19 protein-coding genes are annotated in these 21,489 nt (G+C 56.1%); 2 read left to right on the top strand and 17 right to left on the bottom strand.

Going from position 1 to position 21,489, the window contains the following annotated elements; genetic code table 11:
* Positions 1 to 70: 70 nt before the first annotated feature.
* Positions 71 to 1,330 carry an ATP-binding protein gene (locus aalo17_RS00890; protein ID WP_067554318.1) on the top strand — a complete coding sequence of 420 codons (1,260 nt, stop codon included), beginning with the start codon at positions 71 to 73 and terminating at the stop codon, positions 1,328 to 1,330.
* A 141-nt stretch (positions 1,331 to 1,471) separates the two neighbouring features.
* On the opposite strand, the gene aalo17_RS00885 is transcribed toward aalo17_RS00890, so the two are convergent.
* The 17 genes from aalo17_RS00885 to aalo17_RS12920 all read right to left on the bottom strand — a co-directional run bounded on the left by aalo17_RS00885 (position 1,472) and on the right by aalo17_RS12920 (position 19,907).
* Positions 1,472 to 2,227, bottom strand: a complete 756-nt coding sequence (locus tag aalo17_RS00885; RefSeq protein WP_236940524.1) for an ABC transporter substrate-binding protein — start codon at positions 2,225 to 2,227, stop codon at positions 1,472 to 1,474.
* Between the two features lie 36 nt (positions 2,228 to 2,263).
* Positions 2,264 to 2,455: a type 1 periplasmic-binding domain-containing protein gene (locus aalo17_RS12525; protein ID WP_145907386.1), complete on the bottom strand. Its 192-nt coding sequence runs from the start codon at positions 2,453 to 2,455 to the stop codon at positions 2,264 to 2,266.
* A 310-nt stretch (positions 2,456 to 2,765) separates the two neighbouring features.
* Positions 2,766 to 4,079 (bottom strand): group II intron reverse transcriptase/maturase, encoded by a 1,314-nt coding sequence (gene ltrA / locus aalo17_RS00880; protein WP_067554315.1) that lies wholly within the window; start codon positions 4,077 to 4,079, stop codon positions 2,766 to 2,768.
* Positions 4,080 to 4,671: 592 nt separating this feature from the next.
* Positions 4,672 to 5,466 (bottom strand): 7alpha-hydroxysteroid dehydrogenase, encoded by a 795-nt coding sequence (hdhA, locus tag aalo17_RS00875; protein ID WP_067554313.1) that lies wholly within the window; start codon positions 5,464 to 5,466, stop codon positions 4,672 to 4,674.
* A gap of 166 nt (positions 5,467 to 5,632) precedes the next feature.
* The gene (locus aalo17_RS00870; RefSeq protein ID WP_067554309.1) at positions 5,633 to 6,409 is read right to left on the bottom strand and encodes a sulfite exporter TauE/SafE family protein; all 777 of its coding nucleotides are present in this window, start codon (positions 6,407 to 6,409) and stop codon (positions 5,633 to 5,635) included.
* A 204-nt stretch (positions 6,410 to 6,613) separates the two neighbouring features.
* A complete protein-coding gene (gene trpA / locus aalo17_RS00865) occupies positions 6,614 to 7,426 on the bottom strand; it encodes a tryptophan synthase subunit alpha (protein WP_067554306.1) in 813 nt (270 codons plus the stop codon).
* Positions 7,419 to 8,624, bottom strand: coding sequence for a tryptophan synthase subunit beta (gene trpB, locus aalo17_RS00860; RefSeq protein WP_067554303.1), 1,206 nt, complete (start codon positions 8,622 to 8,624; stop codon positions 7,419 to 7,421). The genes trpA and trpB overlap by 8 nt, the downstream gene beginning before the upstream one ends.
* On the bottom strand, positions 8,621 to 9,349 hold the full coding sequence (locus aalo17_RS00855; RefSeq protein ID WP_203225833.1) for a phosphoribosylanthranilate isomerase: 729 nt from the start codon (positions 9,347 to 9,349) through the stop codon (positions 8,621 to 8,623). The genes trpB and aalo17_RS00855 overlap by 4 nt, the downstream gene beginning before the upstream one ends.
* Entirely contained in the window at positions 9,349 to 10,173 is an 825-nt protein-coding gene (trpC, locus tag aalo17_RS00850; protein ID WP_067560025.1) for an indole-3-glycerol phosphate synthase TrpC, read from the bottom strand. The genes aalo17_RS00855 and trpC overlap by 1 nt, the downstream gene beginning before the upstream one ends.
* 13 nt (positions 10,174 to 10,186) lie before the next feature.
* On the bottom strand, positions 10,187 to 11,203 hold the full coding sequence (gene trpD / locus aalo17_RS00845) for an anthranilate phosphoribosyltransferase (RefSeq protein WP_067554298.1): 1,017 nt from the start codon (positions 11,201 to 11,203) through the stop codon (positions 10,187 to 10,189).
* Positions 11,200 to 11,829 carry an anthranilate synthase component II gene (locus tag aalo17_RS00840; RefSeq protein WP_082743157.1) on the bottom strand — a complete coding sequence of 210 codons (630 nt, stop codon included), beginning with the start codon at positions 11,827 to 11,829 and terminating at the stop codon, positions 11,200 to 11,202. Before aalo17_RS00840 ends, trpD begins: the two co-directional genes overlap by 4 nt.
* The gene (locus aalo17_RS00835) at positions 11,826 to 13,289 is read right to left on the bottom strand and encodes an anthranilate synthase component I family protein (protein WP_067560023.1); all 1,464 of its coding nucleotides are present in this window, start codon (positions 13,287 to 13,289) and stop codon (positions 11,826 to 11,828) included. The genes aalo17_RS00840 and aalo17_RS00835 overlap by 4 nt, the downstream gene beginning before the upstream one ends.
* A 518-nt stretch (positions 13,290 to 13,807) precedes the next feature.
* Positions 13,808 to 14,350, bottom strand: a complete 543-nt coding sequence (locus tag aalo17_RS00830; RefSeq protein ID WP_067554294.1) for a recombinase family protein — start codon at positions 14,348 to 14,350, stop codon at positions 13,808 to 13,810.
* Positions 14,351 to 14,726: 376 nt separating this feature from the next.
* Positions 14,727 to 16,427, bottom strand: coding sequence for an alpha-amylase (locus tag aalo17_RS00825; protein ID WP_145907383.1), 1,701 nt, complete (start codon positions 16,425 to 16,427; stop codon positions 14,727 to 14,729).
* A 266-nt stretch (positions 16,428 to 16,693) separates the two neighbouring features.
* On the bottom strand, positions 16,694 to 17,521 hold the full coding sequence (locus tag aalo17_RS00820; RefSeq protein ID WP_067554289.1) for an endonuclease/exonuclease/phosphatase family protein: 828 nt from the start codon (positions 17,519 to 17,521) through the stop codon (positions 16,694 to 16,696).
* 154 nt (positions 17,522 to 17,675) lie between these two features.
* Positions 17,676 to 19,298 (bottom strand): PTS transporter subunit IIBC, encoded by a 1,623-nt coding sequence (locus tag aalo17_RS00815; protein WP_236940492.1) that lies wholly within the window; start codon positions 19,296 to 19,298, stop codon positions 17,676 to 17,678.
* Between the two features lie 36 nt (positions 19,299 to 19,334).
* Positions 19,335 to 19,907, bottom strand: a complete 573-nt coding sequence (locus aalo17_RS12920; RefSeq protein ID WP_236940491.1) for a PTS sugar transporter subunit IIA — start codon at positions 19,905 to 19,907, stop codon at positions 19,335 to 19,337.
* Between the two features lie 367 nt (positions 19,908 to 20,274).
* Here aalo17_RS12920 and aalo17_RS00805 point away from each other — a divergent pair, with 367 nt between their 5' ends.
* A complete protein-coding gene (locus tag aalo17_RS00805) occupies positions 20,275 to 21,324 on the top strand; it encodes a LacI family DNA-binding transcriptional regulator (protein ID WP_067554283.1) in 1,050 nt (349 codons plus the stop codon).
* Positions 21,325 to 21,489 lie beyond the last annotated feature (165 nt).

Here is a 21,489-nt window from a genome sequence, read left to right as displayed (position 1 = left end):
GGTAGCAACACGTTGCTACCATTTTTTCGCGATTAGCTGCTATACTGACTTTACTGAAGGAGAATACTGTATGGAAAGAGAATCAGACACTCTGGAATATAAGGAAAAAGTAACAGATTCATTCCTTAAAACTGTCTCTGCCTACGCAAATTTCAGGACCGGAAAAATCGTTTTTGGTGTCACCGATACACTGGAAATCAAAGGTCTCAGGGATCTGACCAGCTCCGCTTTAAGCATTGAAAACAAAATCAACAATTCACTGAACCCTGTTCCAGCATTCAATATCCATGTTGATGAGGGTAACAGAACGGTCACACTCGAAGTTTCGAAAAGCCCTTTTGCTCCTTATTTTTATCAGGGCCAGGCCTATATACGCCGCGATTCTTCCACAGTTCCCATTGACCGCTCTTTGCTGATGGATATGATTCTGAAAGACAGGAATCTGACATTCGATCAGCTTCCCTGCAAGAAAGAGGACCTGACCTTTCCCACACTGGAAAAGCTGCTTCAGAAAAAAATCGGTCTGGAAACACTGGGAAAGGATACAATGACCACTTTTGATCTCTACGATAAAAGCTACGGATATACCAATGCGGGTCTCCTTTTTTCATCTGAAAACAGTTTCCCTGGAGTAGACATTGTCCGCTTCGGAACTGATCACAATGAGATCCTTGCAAGAAGAACACTGGAAAAACAGTCTGTTCTGGATATATACAATGATGCCTGCGATCTGTTCTTTCTCTTCTACTCTTCAGAACGCATCGAAGGGATGGAACGGACCGTATCCCTCCGTATCCCCGAGGTGGCTTTCCGTGAAGCACTGGCCAATGCTCTGGTTCATCGCGACTGGTCCATCGGGAATGCCCGGATCCAGATTGCCATGCTGGAAGACAGAATAGAAATCATTTCGCCGGGAGGATTTCCCGAAAACATGAACGAAACACTGTACTTCCAGGATTTCTACTCCGTACCACGCAATCCTCATATTGCCTATGTGTTTTTGCGGCTTGGTCTGATCGAACGTTTCGGTACCGGTGTGAGACGAATCCTGAACAGCTATCAAAATGAAATCGTCAAGCCGTCTTTCCATGCGGCGGAAAACACAATTTCAGTCACGCTTCCAGTTGTAAATCAGCTGACTGATCTGAGTCCGGATCAGCAGAAGATTTATCTGTTTCTCATGGAAAAAAAGTTTGCCGGGAGACAGGCCATTGAAGACCACTGCGGTTTTTCCCGTTCCAAAACCACAAACCTCCTGAATCAGCTGATGGCAGCTCACATCATTGGAAGAACAGGTAATTCAAGATCCGTTGAATACTTCCTGCTTTGAAAGAATGGCAGCAACGGCTTGCTGCCATTTTGCGGTGGTTAGCTGCCAAAGTGCTCAATCCCAAATCTTCTGCCTGCCCGCTCCCCTCAGACACGGATTCAGACAAACACCCCCCGGATTTTTCCTTCCGGGGGTGTTTGTCTAATCAAGAAGTTTCAGGTTGTCCGCCTTCATCACCGGCTCCGGCAGGACCAGCTTTGTCCTGCAGTCCTTTTCCAGACTGTCCAGCGTCTTCTGGTTGATATAGATGCTGAGGTTGTCCCGGAAGACTTTGACGGGAATATCCGCAGGATCCTTGCCTTTGAGGACTTCCACAGTCATCCTGGCGGTTTCCCTTCCCAGTTCCTCGTAGTCAATGCCCACCGTGGCAAAGGCCCCATCCTGCACCATGGAATCCGATGCAGCATAATACGGAACTTGGTTTTCCAGGGCAATGGATGCCAGCGCCGTCATGCCCGAAGCCACGATGTTGTCATTCGGCGAAAACAGCACATCGCATTTTTCCACGAGCATCTGCGCTGCCTGCTGCAGAGTGGTCAGATCGGTTCCGGTGCCGTCAATCACTTCCAGACCCTTTTCCTTCGCGTACGTCTTGAACCGGTTGAGTGTGGAAACTCCGTTCACCTCGCCGGGTGTATAGAGCGCACCGATGGTCTTCGCATCGGGATTCAGTTCCATGATCAGATCGATGATCTGGTCCACCTGCACCTCGAAACTTGTCCCCGTGATATTGCCCTCCGGATGTTCCAGATCCTTCACGATTCCGGCTCCCACAGGATCTGCCACCGCCGAGAAAATCACCGGGTAACTGTCCGTAAAGTTCTGTGCCGACTGCGCGGCTGCTGTGGTAATGGCTACAACAGCTGCAGCATCTTCGCTCTGGAACTGCGAAAAGATCGTGTTCAGGTTCTCGGCTTTGCCCGCTGCATTCTGCTAGTCGATGACCACGTTTTCACCGTCTTTGTATCCCAGTTCCTCAAACTCATCCAGCATCGCATTCTGGATGATGTTCAGGGATGTCTGGTCCACCAGCTGAGCCACACCGATCACGGGTTTGGAATCGGTCTGACAGCCCGCCAGCAGTATGGCTGAAGCAGACAGAGCTGCAAGCAGTTTCTTCTTCATACTAATCCTCCTGCGGCCGGTCTTCGCCAGAATTCCAGGCGAAACATCAGCTGCCATGAAAATATTGTAAGGAAATGAAAGAAGAATGTAAACGAATTTCATTCCCCGGAAAAAAAGACCGGTGGTCGTCCATGCAATGGTGGACCCTGTCACTGGCATAACCCGAAAACCGCCGTATACAAACCCACGTTTTGTTATGAATAGAGTAGAGGGGAAATTCAGTGATTTCCGCCCCTCTCGTTGAACCGTACGTACGGATCTCGTATACGGCTCTACAGTTATATTGCCCTTGCGGGCATTCATGAATTTGCTATGATTTATTCTGTAAGTTCAGGTAACACCCGACCGGGTCGATCAGACCCGGTCGTTCTTTTTCCTTGTTGGGTAACGCAAGAACCTTTGGTGATAAGATGAAATTCACAGTCCTCCACCCAGTAGTTCGCCACAGGCCAAGTCTCGAGTTGGCAGTCTGCCGTATCTCTTCCTTGGAAAATCCCGTTTTGAACTGCTTGTTCAGAATCATGAGATTCTTGAAGAGCGTTTTCGGTCTTTTCCATTGCTTAAAGATCACTACCCGAATTTTGTGTCTTAGCCACTGTCCAAATTCTATTAAGAATCTTTTCATGGAACCAATACTGAAATAGTTGATCCATCCTCTGACTTTCTGATTAACTTTCGTAAACAGATCGGATAAAGGCATGGCAGCGGCTTTCCGACGGCACAGGAGCTCTTTCATATTCTTATAGAGTCTCTGTTTTCTGTCGTTTGCCGGCTTGCACTTCCATCCGTCTCTACCCTTCCAGAAAGTGAATCCAAGGAATGTACTTTCAGGTGGTCTGACTACATGCGTTTTGGTTGGCGAAACCTTCAGGAACAGTTTCCGTTCGAGCCAAGAGGATACAGATCTCATTACCCGGTTGGCGGCCATCTCACTTCGGCAGTAGATCGTGACATCGTCAGCGTATCTGACAAATCTCAATCCTCTGTTTTCAAGTTCCTTGTCAAATACATCCAGATAGATGTTGGCAAGGAGCGGCGAAATATTACCACCTTGGGGCGTCCCTAGGTCATTTCTATTCAGTTTCCCCTCTTCCATGACTCCGGCTTTAAGAAAAGAACGGATCAGGTGAAGGGTCTCCTTTTCATTGACCTTCAGGCGAATGATCGAGATCAGTTTGTCGTGGTTGACCATATCAAAGAACTTTTCAATGTCCAGGTCCACGACCCACTCATATCCTTCGTTGAGATATTCCAGAGTTCGCTCGATGGCCTGATGGGCGCTTCGACCTTCTCTGAATCCAAAACTGCTGTCACTGAACGTGGAATCAAATATCGGATAAAGTATCTGATACGTAGCCTGCTGGACGACCCTGTCTACGACAGTCGGGATGCCCAAGGGCCTCTTTTTCCCATTTGGCTTGGGAATATAGGCTCTGCGGACAGGACTGGGCTTATATTTCATTTCCCGGATTTGTTCTGCAAGTTCATCCCCATTCACCTCCATCCATGCTCTGATCTCATCAACGGGCATGTCATCGATTCCCGCTGAACCGCGGTTTGACACTACCTTTCTGATGGCCTTCTCCATGTTGGAGGATTCCAGAATCAAATCTGACAATCTCATTTTGCGTTTCCTTCTTTCTTACAGAGACTCCCTGACCGTCCCCATCCATTTCACCGGCTCCGGTTACGATCCTTCACCTTATGACTATTCTGACTTTCGGACTGCAGGGTAATTACTCAAAAGCGATTCGCTCACTATAACCGGCAGGAGCCTTCAGTATTACTACCTACTATGCTCCGCTCTGACTTCTCGCAGTAAACATTTTCGGACCGTATGCCACTGGCACCACCATCGCTGTTTTTAAAGCTTATTGGACTGACGTCTGCGAGATCTCTCGGGGTAAGGCACACATCTTTCTCTGCACAACCTCCTGATTTACCGTCTTGGTTTTACGTTTGCCTTTTGGGCTTTGGTTTGTGTTGCAACCTCACCCGCCATTTGGCCTTGTATCAGGTTTCTGTTCGTAGGCTCGTCAGATTGGCTACACCGCTTCTTCCATCCCAGCCTCGCGGCTTTCGACTTGCGGTTCACTACACTTGGCGGCAAATACCCGTGACCGGACTTTCACCGGCTAGATGTGCGTCATGCCCGACACACAACAAAAGGCAGCCACCGGCTGCCATGGTTCTCCTGTTGCTGTTTTTCTGCTCTCCTACCGCTTCGTTCCCGCAGCCATCAGATCCCCGTATACTGGTGTGCCCAGACCGAATCCGCCGGCCACTTCAAGAATCTGCCCCGTGACAAAGGCGGCATCGTCACTGGCAAAATACGCTGCAGCAGCCGCAATCTCCTCCGGCTTTGCCATCCGCTTCAGCGGGGTCTGCTTCAGGAAAATGTCCCGGAAGGCATCACTCAGGTTATCCTTCACCGCATCCGTGGCTGTCATCCCCGGCAGCACCGCATTGCACCGGATATTGTACTGTCCTGCCTGCACCGCTGTCAGTTTCGTCATCTGGTCGATCGCTGCCTTGGAGGTCCCATATGCCACCTGGGAAATATCCGGTGTCGTGGCTGCAATGGACGAAATGTTGATGATGGAACCGCCCGGCGTCTTCATGGCACCAATGGCTGCCTTGGTTCCCAGAAACACACTTTTCAGATCCACATCCAGGGTATCCCGGAACACATCCCAGTCTGTGTCCTCCATTGTTCTGTCCTCTCTGGGATTTGAAGTGCCGAAATTGTTCACCAGAATATCCAGGTGCCCTTCCTGCTGCATCACGGTATCCACCATGGACTGATAGCAGCTGTCATCATAGGCATCAAAGTGCACCACCTTCACCTTGCCGCCGGCTTTATTCATTTCGTCTGCCAGCTGCTGGGCGTACTCCATCCGCCGGGCAGCCATATACACTGTGGCTCCTTCTTTTGCGAAGCGCTGCACGATTGCCAGACCGATTCCTCTTGTACTGGCGGTCACCAGCGCTGTTTTGTTTTCAAGGTTCATTGAATTCCCTCCTGTCCTGTTTCACCATAGCATCCGATAGCATAGGACATGCTTTACAACGCTTCCGGCTGTGACGGCCGGATGCTGAGCTGCACCCATCATCGGCAGCACAAAACTCCCGCGGCTCCTTTCACAGAACCACGGGAATTTTTGCATCTTCAGTCTCTCACTCCAGAAACTGGAACCCCAGGATCACGATCCCCAGCACCACAAGAACCACGCCGACAGCGCGGTTGAGCGTTTTCGGATCGGCTTTGTTGGCAAACACGGCAGCGATCCGGGCCCAGAGAAGGGTGAAGAACACACACAGGGTGAGAATGGTCCAATCCGGCAGGCCGCCAATGGCAAAGTGCGACAGCGCGCCTGTCAGCGCGGTAAAGGTCATGACAAACACGCTGGTCCCCACCGCCATTTTTAGTGAATACCCCAGGAAACCGGTCAGGACCAGAAGCATCATCATGCCGCCTCCGGCTCCCACAAAACCGCAGACAAAACCTATGAGCGCTCCCCAGATCAGCGACTGGCGGATCCGGGTACTCCGGTCCAGATCTCCCTGAGTGCCGGCAGTGACCATGACAGGTCTGACGATGAACCTGATTCCCAGAAGAAAGGTCATGAAGACCGAGAAGCCGCCCATTGCAGCCCCGGGCACCACGCTGGAGACCCAGGATCCGGTCATGGTGAAGACAAGAACGGCTGCCAGCATGACCAGCGCATTCCGGATATCCAGGTTTCCGTTCTTCCCGTACGTCCAGGCGGAGACAGCACTTGCCAGGACATCACTGGCCAGCGCCACTCCTACCGCCGTATAAGGTTCCATGCCCAGAAACGTGATGAGCATGGGAGAAATCACTGCCGCGGCACTCATGCCGGCAAAACCGGTACCCAGACCAGCCCCCATGCCGGCAAAAAAGGTCACAGCCAGAATGATCCACCAGTTCATACAGTCACTCCTTTATCCAAATACAAGGACTTTATCAGGGATCGGCACAAAAGTACAGATACCGGATCGGCAGAGTATCAGTAAAAAGGACTTTTCGGTAGAACCTTCGCAGTTTTTTCAATTTTTTGAGAAAGTCGCAAAAACGTTCCCAGTTTTTGGGAACGTTTTTCGCATATTCGCAGTTTTTCCGGATTTTTGGGAACGTCAGGCTGTCCTTCCCGCCGGACGGACAGCCTCCACCATCTCGCGGACAAAGGCTCCAACCGGTCCGGCGGCTTTGATCCCATGCCGGCCCACAAGCTTTACGATCGCCGACCCCACAATGACACCATCGGCAGACTGCGCCATCTGCCGGGCCTGTTTTGGACTGGACACACCGAACCCGATCGCCACAGGCACATCGGTCTGTTCTCGGATCTGCGCCACAATGGCATCCAGATCCGTCCGGATCTCGGTCCGGGTACCGGTGACGCCCAGGCTGCTGACCAGGTAAATGAATCCCGCGGCTTCCCGGGCAATCATGGTGATCCGTTCCCGGGAGGTCGGGGCAACGAGGGAAATCAGAGCCACTCCATGCGCATCGCACACAGACTGAAACTCCTCTTTCTCCTCAAAGGGGACATCCGGCAGGATCAGGCCGTCGATCCCGCATTGCGCGCAGGCTTCCATGAAGGCATCGGCACCGAAGGCAAAGGGCACATTGGCATAGGTCATGATCACAAATGGCACCTGGATGCCTTCTTCCCGCAGGTCCCGGGCCATGTTCAGCACCGCCCGGGGTGTGACGCCGGCTTTCAGGGCCCGCTCACTCGCTGCCTGAATCACGGGTCCTTCTGCCGTGGGATCTGAGAACGGCACACCCAGTTCAATGACACCGGCTCCCGCGGCCGCCATTTCCCGGATGCACGCTTTTGTGGTTTCCAGATCCGGATCGCCGCAGGTGATGAAGGGAATGAAGGCCTTGCCGCGGCTGAAAGCCTCCTGCAGCCGGCTCGCTCCCTGATTGAATTCAGTCATGAAGATCCTCCCCGCGGTATCTTGCGATCGCCGCCACGTCTTTGTCTCCCCGGCCGGAGACGGTGATCAGGATGCTCTGGTCCGGTCCCATCTCTTTTGCCAGCTTCATCCCATACGCGATGGCATGTGCCGACTCGATGGCTGGAATGATGCCCTCTGTCCGGGACAGGTATTCGAAGGCTTCCACGGCTTCCTCATCCGTCACCGGGACATACTCTGCCCGGCCAACGTCATGGAGCCAGGCATGTTCCGGCCCCACACCGGGGTAGTCCAGGCCCGCGGAAATGGAGTATACCGGCGCGATCTGGCCCTGGTCATCCTGACAGAAATAGGACTTCATGCCATGAAAGATCCCCGGCCGTCCGGTGTTCACCGTCGCGGCGGTTTCCAGCGTGTCGATTCCCCGCCCCGCCGCTTCACAGCCAATCAGGCGGACCGCAAAGTCATCGATGTAGTGGTAAAAGCTGCCGATGGCGTTGGATCCCCCGCCTACACAGGCGATCACCGCATCTGGAAGGCGTCCGGTTTTTTCCAGCATCTGTGCCCGGCTTTCCCGGGAAATCACCGCCTGAAAGTCCCGGACAATGGTCGGGAAGGGATGGGGACCCATGACACTTCCCAGGCAGTAATGCGTGTCATCGATCCGCCGGGTCCATTCCCGCATACATTCCGAGACCGCGTCCTTGAGCGTGGCGGTTCCGCTGGTCACCGGCACCACCGTGGCTCCGAGCAGCTTCATGCGGTAGACATTCAGCGCCTGTCGCCGGGTGTCTTCTTCCCCCATGAACACCACACAGTCCATCCCCAGCAGGGCGGCAGCCGTGGCGGTGGCCACTCCGTGCTGCCCGGCTCCGGTCTCCGCAATCAGACGGGTCTTGCCCATTTTCTTTGCGAGAAGCGCCTGTCCCAGGACATTGTTGATTTTGTGGGCCCCTGTGTGATTCAGGTCTTCGCGCTTGAGGTAAATCTGCGCCCCTCCCAGATCCCGGGTCATTTTTTCGGCATAGTACAGCCGCGAGGGGCGTCCGGCGTATTCATCGAGCAGCGTCTGCAGTTCTTCCTGAAACTGCGGATCCTCTTTGTACCGGCTGTAGGCCGTTTCCAGTTCCTGCACGGCGTGCATCAGCGTTTCCGGGATGTACTGTCCCCCGTGAACGCCGAAGCGCCCCGGTCTGTTGTCCCTGTTTTCTGTCTTCATTTCCTGCTGTCTCCTTTCCTGTCTTTCCGGTTTCCTGTGGCTGTTGATGCTGCCAGGAGCAGAAACCGGGCCCAGCCCATGCCGTCTTGGCGGACCATCTCCCTCTTTGGTGCCGGTATCCGGCGGCAGCCGGCGGCTTCCATGAATGCCTGCATTTTCCCGGGATCCTTCCTGCCCCGGGTCTCGATCCCGCTGGAGACATCCAGTCCCCAGGGCTGCAACGCTGCCGCGATCCGAACATTTTCCGGAGTCAGTCCCCCTGCCAGGATATACGGCCGGTCAAACCCTGCTGTCAGGCTCCAGTCAAAGGTCTTTCCTTCCCCGGCGCCTGCATCCAGGAGCACCATGTCCGCCCGGGTTTTCCGGGCTGCCTCCAGGTCCAGGACACTGCGGATCCTGAAGGCCCGGATCACCGGGGCCAGGCGTCTGAGCTGCCGCACCATTTCTTCCGATTCCTGTCCATGGAGCTGGATCATGTCAATGATGCCGTTCTTGACCAGTTCTTCGATCGCGGCCGGATCCTGGTCGCAAAACACCCCCACAGCCCGGATGGAAGGGTCCAGGCGGGATCTGAGAAGCGCAGCTGTACGCGCATCGATGCGGCGGCTGGAACCGTGCGCAAACACAAATCCCGCCATATCCGGATGCACCCGGTTGGCCGCTTCCACATCCGCCATGGTCCGCAGTCCGCAGAATTTCACCTGCATGATGCCACGGCGCTCCATCAAAGGCTGCCTTCATCCGCAGCAGCGGGTGCCTGCTGTCCGGTGAGCTCCGCCAGTTTTGCCGCCTTGTCACCGGCTTTCATCAGGGCTTCCCCCACGAGGATGGCATCGGCAAAATCTGCCGCTGCGGCTGCATCACCGGCTGTCCGGATGCCGCTTTCGGACACAAACAGAGTCTCTTCCGGGACCAGTCCCGCCAGAGTCCGGCTGTTGGCGGTATCCACCGTGAAGGTCTTCAGATTCCGGTTGTTCACACCAATGACACGGGCCCCGGCCTGGAGCGCCCGGCGCACTTCGTCTGCATCGTGGCATTCCACCAGCGCCGAAAGCCCCAGAGAATCCGCCAGACGCAGATATGCCTGAAGCTGACCGTCTTCGAGCAGGCTCACGATGAGCAGCACCGCATCGGCGCCCAGTAAACGGGCTTCCAGGATCATGTACGGATCCACGATGAAATCCTTGCGGAGAACCGGAATGTTCACTCTTTCGGCGATTTCTTTCAGATACGCGTCGCTGCCCAGAAACTGTGTGGGTTCCGTGAGCACGGAAATACAGGTGGCTCCGGCAGCTTCGTAGGAGCGGGCAATGTCCAGACAGGCGAATGTGTCGTCAATGATGCCTCGGGAGGGGCTGGCCTTTTTCACTTCGGCAATGACAGACAGCCCTTTGGTTTGCAGGGCTTTCTCGAAGGCAAAGGGCGGCAGGTGGCCAGGGGCTGTCCGGACCAGCTGTTCGAGCTGTTCCTGTGGCAGCCGCCGTTTGTTCTCCTGTGTCCTGCGCTGTGCGGCACAGGCAAGGGTCTCCAGAATGGTGGGTTTCGCCATATGATCCACCGCCTCAGGCCTGGCTTGCGGCAATGACTGCCTCCAGTGTCTTGAGGGCCTTTCCGGAATCGATCAGTTTGGCCGCCTGACGGATGCCTGCGGCCATGGTCTCCGCTTTGCCGCCGATGTACAAAGCCGCCCCCGCATTCATCAGCACGGCATCTCGCTTCGGGCCGCGTTCTCCCAACAGGATGTCTCTGGCGATGCGCGCATTCTCGTCCGGGGTGCCGCCGGTCAGGTCTTCCTTCCGGCAGCGGGCCAGGCCGAACTGCTCCGGGGTGAGTTCGTATTTTTTCACCCAGCCATCCCGGATTTCGCACACCGTGGTGGGCGCCGAGAGGGAAATCTCGTCCAGCCGGTCCTGGCCATACACAACCATGCCCCGCTTCACGCCCAGGTTCGAGAGCACATGGGCCAGGGGTTCGGTGAGGTATTCATCGTAGACCCCCAGCAGCTGCATGGAGGGAGAGGCGGGGTTGGTCAGAGGACCCAGGATGTTGAATACCGTGCGGAACCCCAGCTCCCGGCGAATGGCGCCCACATACTTCATCGAGGCATGGTAGTGCTGGGCGAAAAAGAAGCAGAATCCGGTTTCTTCCAGCATCTGCCTGGCCTTCTCCGGATCCTGGGCCAGGTTCACGCCCAGGGCTTCCAGGCAGTCGGCTGTGCCGCACCGGGAACTCGCCGCACGGTTGCCGTGCTTGGCCACTTTCATGCCGGCAGCTGCCGCCACCAGGGCAGAGACCGTGGAGATGTTGAAGGAATTGGATCCGTCGCCGCCGGTTCCCACGATTTCAAAGATCTCGAAGTCTGTCTTCACCGGCGTGGCGTGTTCCCGCATGGCAGCGGCACACCCGGCGATTTCTTCCGCTGTTTCGGCTCTCGCGCTTTTGGCGGACAGTGCTGCCAGGAATGCGGCATTCTGTGTCGGGGTGGTGGCTCCGTCCATGATTTCATTCATGACGGCATATGCTTCTTCATACGTGAGGTCTTCCTTGTTCACGATTTTTTCAATGGCTTCGCGGATCATGCGGGTTCTCCTTCCTGTGGGGTTGTGTGTGCGCCGGGCAAGGTGGATGCAGCCGGTGCGGTGTGTTTCAGAAAGCCGGCCAGGATGTCCTTTCCCAGGGGTGTGAGAATGGATTCCGGGTGGAACTGCACCCCGAACACCGGCAGACTTTCGTGTTCCACGGCCATGACCTGGCCGTCTTCACTTCGGGCTGTCACCACCAGTTCCGGGGGCAGGGTGTCTTCCCTGGCTGCCAGGGAGTGATACCGCCCGGCACTGAATTCCGGTGGGAGCCCGGCAAAGAGTCGGGAACCAGGTTCCGTCCGGATCCGGCTGGCCTTGCCGTGCATGAGCCGGGGTGCATGGGCAACGGTTGCGCCAAAGGCTTCACAGATGGCCTGGTGACCCAGACAGACACCAAAGAGGGGGATCCGGCCGGCAAAGGCGCGGACGACCTCCAGAGTGATGCCCGCATCCGCCGGTTTTCCCGGCCCGGGTGACAGGAGGATGTGCGTGGGCTGCAGCTGACTGATTTCGTCCACCGTGATCCGGTCATTTCGGACCACCCGGACATCGGCGCCGAGTTCCTGTGTCATCTGGACCAGATTCCAGGTGAAGCTGTCGTAGTTGTCTATCAGCAGAATCACAGTCTGTCCTCCTGGGCCTGCAGCAGGGCGCTCAGCGAGGAACGCGCCTTGTTCAGGCACTCTTCATACTCTTTCTCCGGATCGGAATCCGCGACAATGCCCGCACCGCTGCGGACAAACACCTGTCCGTTCTTGTGGTACACCAGCCGGATGGCAATGCACATATCCATGTTTCCCGAAAAATCCAGATATCCGATGCACCCGCCATAGATGCCCCGTTTCGTGCCTTCCAGTTCGCCGATCAGCTGACAGGCCCGGATCTTCGGGGCACCGGAGAGCGTGCCGGCCGGCAGCACCGCCCGGATGGCATCCAGGGCGTCCAGGTCTGTGCGGATCTGTCCGGTGACCGTGCTTGCCAGGTGCATGACATGGGAGAACCGCTGTACTTCATGGAATGTTTCCACCTGCACACTGCCGGGTCTGGAGACGCGCCCCAGGTCGTTGCGCCCCAGATCCACCAGCATGTCGTGTTCCGCCAGTTCCTTTTCATCCGCCAGAAGCTCAGCTTCCAGCACCAGATCTTCCTCTTCTGTGGCCCCCCGTTTCCTGGTCCCCGCCAGGGGAAAGGTGGACAGCCGGCCGTCTTCGAGTTTTACCAGTGTTTCCGGACTGGCACCGGCGACCTCGACATCCGTTCCGGAGAAATAGAACATATAAGGAGAGGGGTTGATGGTGCGCAGGTGGCGGTAAGTTTCCAGCAGGGTGCCTTCAAATTCCGCAGACAGCCGGTTGGAGAGCACGATCTGGAAGATGTCTCCATCATGGATGTGGCCTTTGGCCAGCTGCACCATGTTTCTCCAGGCCTGGCGGTCAAACAGCGGCCGGATGTCGGATACAAGCCGGCTTACCGGTTCTTCGGCTCTGGTGCCGGTTTCCAGCAGGTCTTTCATGTGGGCGATCTGCAGCTGTGCCCGGTTCCACGACACGTCCAGGCAGTGCAAATCAACGGTGGCAATGAGCAGGATCTGCTGGCGCTGGTGGTCGAAGGCGATCACGGTGTCAAAGAGCATCAGGTCCAGGTCCCGGAACGCATCCGGATCCTGGACGGAAACCTTCGCCGATGGTTCCGCGTACTGGATGGCGTCGTAGGAGAACCAGCCGACGAGTCCTCCCGCAAAGGGCGGCATGCCGTGGATCCGGGGGCCTCTGTGCCTGTCCATGATCTGCCGCAGCTGGATGACAGGATCCCAAGTCTCGAGTTCCAGGTCCTGGATGTGCATGACGTGATCGATGCAGGTGATTTCCATACGGGGCTCATACCCCAGAAAGCTCCAGCGGCCCCAGGTGCCGTTTTTTTTGGCGCTCTCCAGCAGATATACGTGGCTGGACACGTGTTTCAGGATCCGGAGGGCTTCCATGGGGGTGATGAAGTCCGAAAGAATGGATGCAGCCACGGGCATGGTGTCAAATCCCAGGGCAGCATATCGTTTTGCATCTTCATATGTGGGGAAACAGTGCATGATCGGCTCCTTTCGATGAAAAAAATCCCTGACAGAAAACACTTCTGTCAGGGACGAATCTTTCATCACGATCCGCGGTGCCACCCTGGTTCATGGCAGGCCATGCGCTTGCGGGATACTGACATATCCCCGGACCTTTACGGTGTCCTCCCGTCGCAGAATACTCCGGCCACCCGTTTCACTGCGCCCTCCGCGGTCCATTTGACAGCTGGGTCCTGACCTGACTCTCATCATCGCAGGCTCTCTGTACAGCCCTGGCTGCCGTTATCTCCGCTTCATCGGTTTCAATGGCCAAAGTTTTGCACAGGATGCAGGAGATTGCAACAGGTTTACACAAATTTTCTGAAAAATTTTCAACAGAGAGCAGCGGCTTTTTCTATTTCACTTTCCCTTTGCCCTTTTTCGTTCGAATAAATGGCATCCCTGCCACTTTTCTGCCGGAAAGCAAAAAAGAACCGGCCCCTGTCGGAAACCGGCTGTCATTCTGTCAGATTCTGTCCTGGCCTGGGTGCACCGCTTCAGACGTGCAGCTCCGCTTTCCGGGTTTCCTCCCGGCGGCACCAGCGCAGAAATGTGGTGTGCGAGACATCCAGCAGACCCGCGGCATCCCGGGCTGACAGATTGCCCGCTTCATACTCCCCGTAGACCTCCCCAAAGCGGTCGGGGATTGCCTTTGGCTTCCGGCCAAGGCGTTTTCCGCCATCCCTGGCCCGCTGCATGCCGTTCACCTGTTTCTTCCGACGCATCTGGCGGTCTGTATCCAGCAGGTAATCCATGAGCCGGGAAAAATGCCGGTCTCCTGTCTTCAGCTCAGGAAAGTCCAGAATACTGACAGACACTTCCTTGTCCGTGAGCTCTTCCCATTTCACGCTCAGCTGCAGCAGCGTGCTGCCAAGACACGACAAGGAGGGAATCGTCACAGTATCTCCTTTGCGCAGGGTGTGCAGCAGCTGCCGGAACCCCGGACGGGATTCATCTCCCCTCTGGTCCAGAAAAATCTTTCCCGCACAAAACGGCTCGATCCGCTGGGAGGCATCCATCATAGTATATCCGTACTGCATATCATCCCTCCTTGCTTTATGTCTGTCCGACCAGGTTTTGCGATAAACCCGGGTTGATTCACCGGATTTTCTTCAATGGTGAAATTGTATCACCGGCCTGTGCGGCACCGGCTGGAATTTATTACACCATTTCTGAATTTAGTGCCAAATGGTATAAAGTGAAATTTAAGATTATTTTTTCTATGTAACAAACCTCTCCATCTTGTCACCGCTGTCGGATTCTTCCGCCGACTGCACAGATCTGTGTCCCGGTCCTGTCCGGTACCGGCCTTTCCCGCAGGAGGGGCGCCCTTTGGAAAACGGCAGGCCACCGGGTGATGACCTGCCGCATCGGACTTCCGGATTCAGTCTTCGTCCGCCGGCATCAAACGACGGATCACTGCCCGCCGAAGCGGTTCCACTGTTCCTCCGTGACAAACACACCGGCCGGGCCCTCCCCGCGTTCAAACACGGCTTCTCCGCTCTCATCCGCCACCACACGGCGGCCGGGATCCGTGATGTCCACAAAGACCTTCCCCGCCATGGAGGGCTCACTGAGCACAAACCGCTCCGGGTCTGTTTCTTCCCGCTCACCGGCCTGGGATCCGCCGGTAACCTCCGCCGCCTGCGCAGACACCGGGTCCATCAGCGGGATCTGTCCTTCGCCCCGCCTGGCCCAGTCTTCTTCCGTCACATAGATTCCCAGGGACCCCGGACGGCACGTGAAGGTGCCTTCGCCGTTTTCATTCACTGTGACTTTGTGATCCGGATCGGTGATGTCCACAAATGTGCGTCCCGCGATGTCCGGTTCCTGCACCGTATACTGCTTCCAGTCGCCTTCGGTCAGGATCACGAATACCGGGTGTTCTCCCCGCACGAGCCACGCCAGCATCTGGGGGTCATCCGTCCAGTAATCCGTCAGTTCGTTGCTCAGCAGATTGCGCCGGATCCACACCATGTCCCACAGAAACGGCACAGGGCCGTTGCTGCCATCCTTCATGCCATAGAGATCTCCATAGAACACACACGGGCAGGGCTGACTGCGCAGCAGGATCATGGCATAGGCCTGGGGCTTGAACCAGTTGGGCACCCAGGATTCCAGGGCCTGCCCCGGCTGGGTGTCATGATTGTCCACAAAGGCACAGGCATACCCCGGCTGGTGGTCTGTCAGTGTATCCCGCCAGATGTTCCGCAGGTCATAGCCGCCATTGGACTGCCCCGCCTGCATAAAGTGATAGTGCAGGGGCACATCGAACAGCGCCATGGAATGGCCGCAGTCCTCCAGGTACTGATCCAGTTCCTGGACATACTGTGTCCAGAACTCGCCGACGGCATAGGCCGGTTTTCCCAGCTCCTTCTCCATGGCCTTCAGCCAGCCCGGGAAGAACGTCGAATCGATGGACTTCACCGCATCCAGCCGGAATGCGTTGATCCGCGCCGTCTGCACATACCAGCGCCCCCAGTTGCAGAGCTCCTCCACGACTTCCTTTTCATTGAAGTCCACGTCATCGCCCATGATGAAGTCAAAGTTGCCCTGTTCCCTGGATACATTTTCATTCCAGGACTTGCCTTCAAACTGCAGCAGGTTTTTGTCTCCCGTCGACTGGTCATAGTCGGTTCCCGTGAAATCATTCCAGTCCCAGGTGAAGCTCGAGTACTTGTTGTTGCGCTCCGGGAATGTGTACTTTGTCCACACCTCCACCTGATGCTGCTGACCCGTCGGTTCGTTCCGGTTCTGCCAGTTCATGTTTGTCGCCTGAATGGTTTCCGTCGCATCCGATCCCATCCGGTGATTGAACACGATGTCCGCCACCACGTCGATCTTCGCATTTCGGAGGGCATTCACCGCATCCAGGTATTCCTGGCGGGCACCGTACTTTGTCTTGACGGTTCCCTTCGCATTGAATTCCCCCAGGTCGTACATGTCATACACCCCGTACCCGGTATCCGTACGCCCGGCCTGGCCCTTGTAGGCAGGCGGCAGCCACACCTTCGTGAAGCCCGCTTCCCTGAGTCCCTGCGCGGCTTCCTTCACCTGATTCCACAGCTGGCTGTCGTCAGGAAGATTCCATTCAAAAAACTGCAGCATTGTTTCCATTGTACATGCCTCCTTGGTTGCAGTAATTCATCGTCTGAAAGTATACCAAGGGTGAAGCTTTCATTCCTTTCATTCGCTTTCTGCAAGCGCATACTCTTTTTTTGCGGCTCCCGTCCCCCTGTGCCGATACCGGCTGTGTCTGTCCGGTTTTGCACCCGGCTGTGCATCTGCCGGAGTCGCTGCTTCTGATACAGGCTGTCAAAACATGGAAAAAGGGCCCCGGCATCATCGGATGCGGGAGCCATTACCGCTGTGCAGCGGGTCTGTCAGTGTTCTTCTTCCGGCTGCAGTTCAGTCAGGATGCCGAAATGATCAGAGATCACCGGTTCTTCTGCCCCATTGAAGACCACGCGGCTGGAGCGTACAGTCACGGGATGGCGGGCCCAGATCTGGTCGATGCGGCGGGCAGGCACCGCAGCCTGGTCGCGCCAGCCATCGATCACACCCTGGACCGTCCAGCCTTCGTCCTTTGTCTGTGCCAGGTCATAGGTGTCGCAGAAACCAGAGGCCTTCACCAGGTCATATGTCTGGCCGGATACCTGTGCATCACCGTTGAAATCCCCCATGAGATATACGGGACCGTCCTTCGGAAGCAGGTCCAGCAGCGTTTCCCACTGCCTGGCAAAGGGCTCTTGCGGATCGTTCCACCAGCTCATGTGGACCGTGAAAAACCATCCGTCTTCCGTGCGGATCCCCAGCAGTCTGCGGGTCCGGTAATTGAAGTAGTCGTCTGTGCGCGAAACCAGAAGATCCGCGGTTTCCAGGACCGGCTTTCTGGAAAACAGTGCCAGGCCTTCATCGTATTTGTCATAGCCCACCTTTGCAGGCAGCCAGCTCCACTGATAGTGCAGGCCTTCCTGTTCCAGGAGACGGGCCACGGCCAGGCCGTGATTGTCCCGTCGGAGAACCACTGCCTGCTGTGCAGGGACATACCCTTCGGGCATCGGCACAGCCGCGGCATTCCTGTGCTGGTTGACTTCCTGGAGGGCAATGACATCGGGCCGGAACCGGGTCACGGCTTTCGCAAACGCTGCCTGTTTTTCAGGCATCCCGGATTCTTCCAGGGAATGGGTGTTCAGTGTCAGCAGTTTCATAGAGTCCTTTCTCTTTTTCTCTGTCGGCTCCCAGACCTGTGCAGGGCTGCAGCCGGCGGCATCTGCCCGTCCGCCGCTGCAGCGGGTCCGGGTATAAAAAAGGCGAACCGGGTCATGAGCCGCGGTCCGCCCGAAGAAGGCAGGGAATCCTGTCCTAGAGAATGTCGTTGATATCGGATTTCAGGACATCGGCCTTCGGTCCATAGACCGCCTGGATGCCGGAGTCCTTGCGCACCAGACCCATGGCGCCTTCTTTTTTCCACGCCGCGGCATCTGCCACTTTTTCCGGATCCTTCACCGTCACACGGAGCCTCGTCATGCAGGCATCCACCAGCACGATGTTCTCGCGGCCGCCCAGCAGCGCAATGATGCGTTCCGGCTGGCTGTTTCCGTCACCGGATGCCGCCTTGTTTCCATCGGATGCAGCGGAGTCATCATCATCGGTCTGGTAGTTGCCCAGACGCCCCGGTGTTGCATAGTGGAACTTGCGGATCATGAAGTACGCCACAAAGTAGCCGATGGCGAAGAACGCGATGCACGCAATGACGAAGTTGATCAGGTCGCCCTGCAGGCCGGCATTCAGCGACATCGGGATCCGCGTCAGGAACTCCAGGTTGCCGAAGCTGTGAAGCCGCAGGTGGAAGATGCCCGCGAGTGCGAAGGCGCATCCCTGCAGCAGGGCATACACGATGTACAGAGGCACGGCGCAGAACATGAACATGAATTCCAGCGGTTCTGTCACACCTGTCAGGAAGACAGCCAGCGCCAGGGAAATGAACATGCCCTTGTACTTCTTTTTCTTGTCTGCATCCACGCAGCGGTACATCGCGAAGGTGATGCCCAGCAGCAGACCCGTCGCGCCGATCATCTGACCGACCTTGAAGCGCGCGGGAGTCACGGTCTGCAGCAGCTCGTTGTACGCCGCCATGTCACCGGCATTCTTGTAGTTGATCAGGTCGTTGACCCATGCCAGCCACAGAGGATCCTGTCCGAATACCTGTGTCCCTGCCTGGGCACCTGTCATGATTTCATATGTACCGCCGAAGGAGGTGTAGTTCATCGGGATCGTCAGCATGTGATGCAGGCCGAAGGGCAGCAGCAGACGCTCGAGGGTTCCGTAGATGAACGGCGCCAGGATTGGCGATGTCTCGGAGGAGTTGGCGATCCAGACACCGAATTCGTTGATTCCCAGCTGGATCATGGGCCATACAATGGCGAGAACCAGGGAAATGATCACAGACCATACAATGACCACCAGGGGCACGAAACGCTTGCCGTTGAAGAACGCCAGCGCATCGGGCAGCTTGCGGTAATTATAGTATTTGTTGTAAATGATCGCGCCTGTGAAGCCGGCAATCATGCCCACAAACACACCCATGTTCAGTGCCGGGGCCCCGAGCACACTCGTGAAGTAGCCATCCACGGCGATTTCCTGACCGAACAGCGTGTGGGTCACAGCCGCGGGATCCGCAAGCATGGCCTGTGTCACACCGAAGATCTGTCCGGTGATGCTGTTGATGAGAATAAAGGCAATGGATGCCGCAAAGGCACCACCTGCGCGTTCCTTCGCCCAGCTGCCGCCGATGGCGATCGCGAAGAGCAGGTTCAGGTTGTTGATGATGGCCCAGCCGATGTTCTCCATGACTGCACCAATGGTGAGAATCACAGGAACGGATGCACCGGTCATGGCCACGAGCTTGCCCAGGGAAATCATCAGGCCGGCTGCAGGCATGACGGCGATCACGACCATGAGCGCCTTCCCGAATTTCTGGAGCACATCGAAGTTGATGTTCAGCTTCCGCTTCTTTTTCTTCTATTCCGGCTTTTTGCCTGCTTTGGCTTCCTTCTTTTCCGCTGCCGGCCGGCTGTCACCAGTTTCGGCAGATACTGCTGTGGTTTCTGCTTCTTCCGCTTTCGGTGTCAGGGTCAGGATGGCTGTTTCCCCGGCTTTTCCCTTGCCCGAAGCTGTCTCGATCACCAGACTGCTGCTGTTGCCGCAGATGATGACCGGTGTAATGGGGTTGATGCCCTTTTCCTTCAGCAGATCCAGGTCCACTTCGGCAATCAAGTCACCTTTTTTCACTTTGTCGCCGACTTTCGCATGTACGGTGAAGGGCTCACCCTCCAGTCCCACGGTTTCGAGTCCCACATGCACCAGGATGTCCTGGCCGCTTTCGGTCTTGAATCCGAAGGCATGCTTCGTGGCTGCGATCATGCTGAGGGTGCCGTCCACCGGTGCAACGATTTTTCCGTTTTCCGGAATCACCGCTGCACCGTCACCCATCATTTTTCCGGAAAAAATCGGGTCCGGAACCTGGTCGATGGCAACGATTTCTCCATCCAGGGGCAGCACGATCAGAATGGATTCATTCTGTCTGTCTTTCACTGTCATTCCCTCCTTCTCGGTAAGTGCTTTCATTGTATTTCGGAGAATTTGTTTATGCAATGGTTTCCGCAACAATTTCCGAAAATAATTTCATGATTTGCGACAAATACAAGCAAAGTGCCCGGATAAACCGGAAAGTCTCTGGACAAAATTCAGTAATTTGCGATTTTTTCGAAATTTTATGCAAATGTTGCATATCCCGCAAACGGTTTCATGCTACCATTGTTGCATACACCGGATGCAATACTGACCATCCGGCTCGCTGCTGATGCATGCTGTTTCCGCAATCCGTGAAACCGGCATCAGCCGGATTCCATCTCATTTCCTTCCAGGAAGCTGAATCCGAATCATTAGAAAGGGTGAACATATGGCTGCGACGATCCGCGATGTAGCCGCGCTGGCAGGGGTGTCTCCTTCCACGGTGTCCCGCACCTGCCGCAACAGCTCCTCCATCTCTTTGAAAACACAGGAAAAAGTCCGGCAGGCCATGGCACAGCTGGGATATGAACCACCGGCCGGAGCCCTGGCACAGCAGGAAACCGGTCTGCGGACTGTGGGCATCATTCTGCCTTCTTCCCGGACTTCTTCCTTTGAAAATCCATTCTTTCTCGAAGTGCTCCGGGGCATCACCCAGTTGTGCAACGAGAAAAAAGTCCTGACAGCCCTGATCACCGGAAAGGATGATGCCGAGCTTCTTGACAGTGTCCAGGCCCATGCCCGGAACCGGCTGGTCAATGCCTGGATCGTCCTCTTTTCCCGGGAGGATGACCCTGTGGTGGACTATCTGTATGACGAAGGCATCGACTATGTCCAGATCGGGCAGCCTTCGAGTCATCCAAACGAAACGGTGGCAGTCGACAATGACAACATCGCCGCGGGGCAGGAAGCCGCGCGGTATCTCACAGGGCTGGGGCATCGTACATTTGCGTTCGTCGGCTCGGATCCCCGTCACCGGTTTTCCACCGCCCGGTGCAGTGGCGTGCGCCTTCAGCTTCAGGAACAGGGTCTGGACCTGCGGCCGGCTACCGTGGCGCAGGTGGATGTGGACGATCCCCGGGCTCTGGAGATCATGGAAGCGGCTCTGTTTCCGAAAACCGGTCCCCGTCCGACGGCTGTGGTGGCAGCAGACGAAATGCATGCGGTCCTGGTCCGTCACATCTGTCAGGAGAAAGGTCTGGAGATCCCACGGGATCTGTCCCTGATTTCCTTCAACAACTCCATTGTGTCGACCATCGTTTCTCCGGCCCTGACCTCCATTGACATCAATGCCCGTCAGCTGGGGATCGAAGCCGCCCTGCAGGCCATCAAGCATCTGGACAACCCGGATCTCATGCCTTCGCGGACCCTGGTTCCGTTCCAGCTCATTGAGCGTGAAAGCTGCCAGGCGACGTCAGACACAGAGCAAACATCCGCCTGAGCCCGGGCTGCCAGCAGCACTGATCACGAATCTGAAAACAGCCTGAGAGCCGGAAGAATGCTGCAAAGCTTCTTCAGGATCTCAGGCTTTTTTTGCGCGCAGTTCAGGGGCCGGAAAACAAAAAGCCCCGTGCAGGCCATCACAGGCAGCGGTTTATATATGGGG

It is taken from the genome of Faecalibaculum rodentium (assembly GCF_001564455.1).
GTDB lineage: Bacteria > Bacillota_I > Bacilli_A > Erysipelotrichales > Erysipelotrichaceae > Faecalibaculum > Faecalibaculum rodentium.
This window is presented reverse-complemented; position numbering and strand designations above follow the sequence as displayed.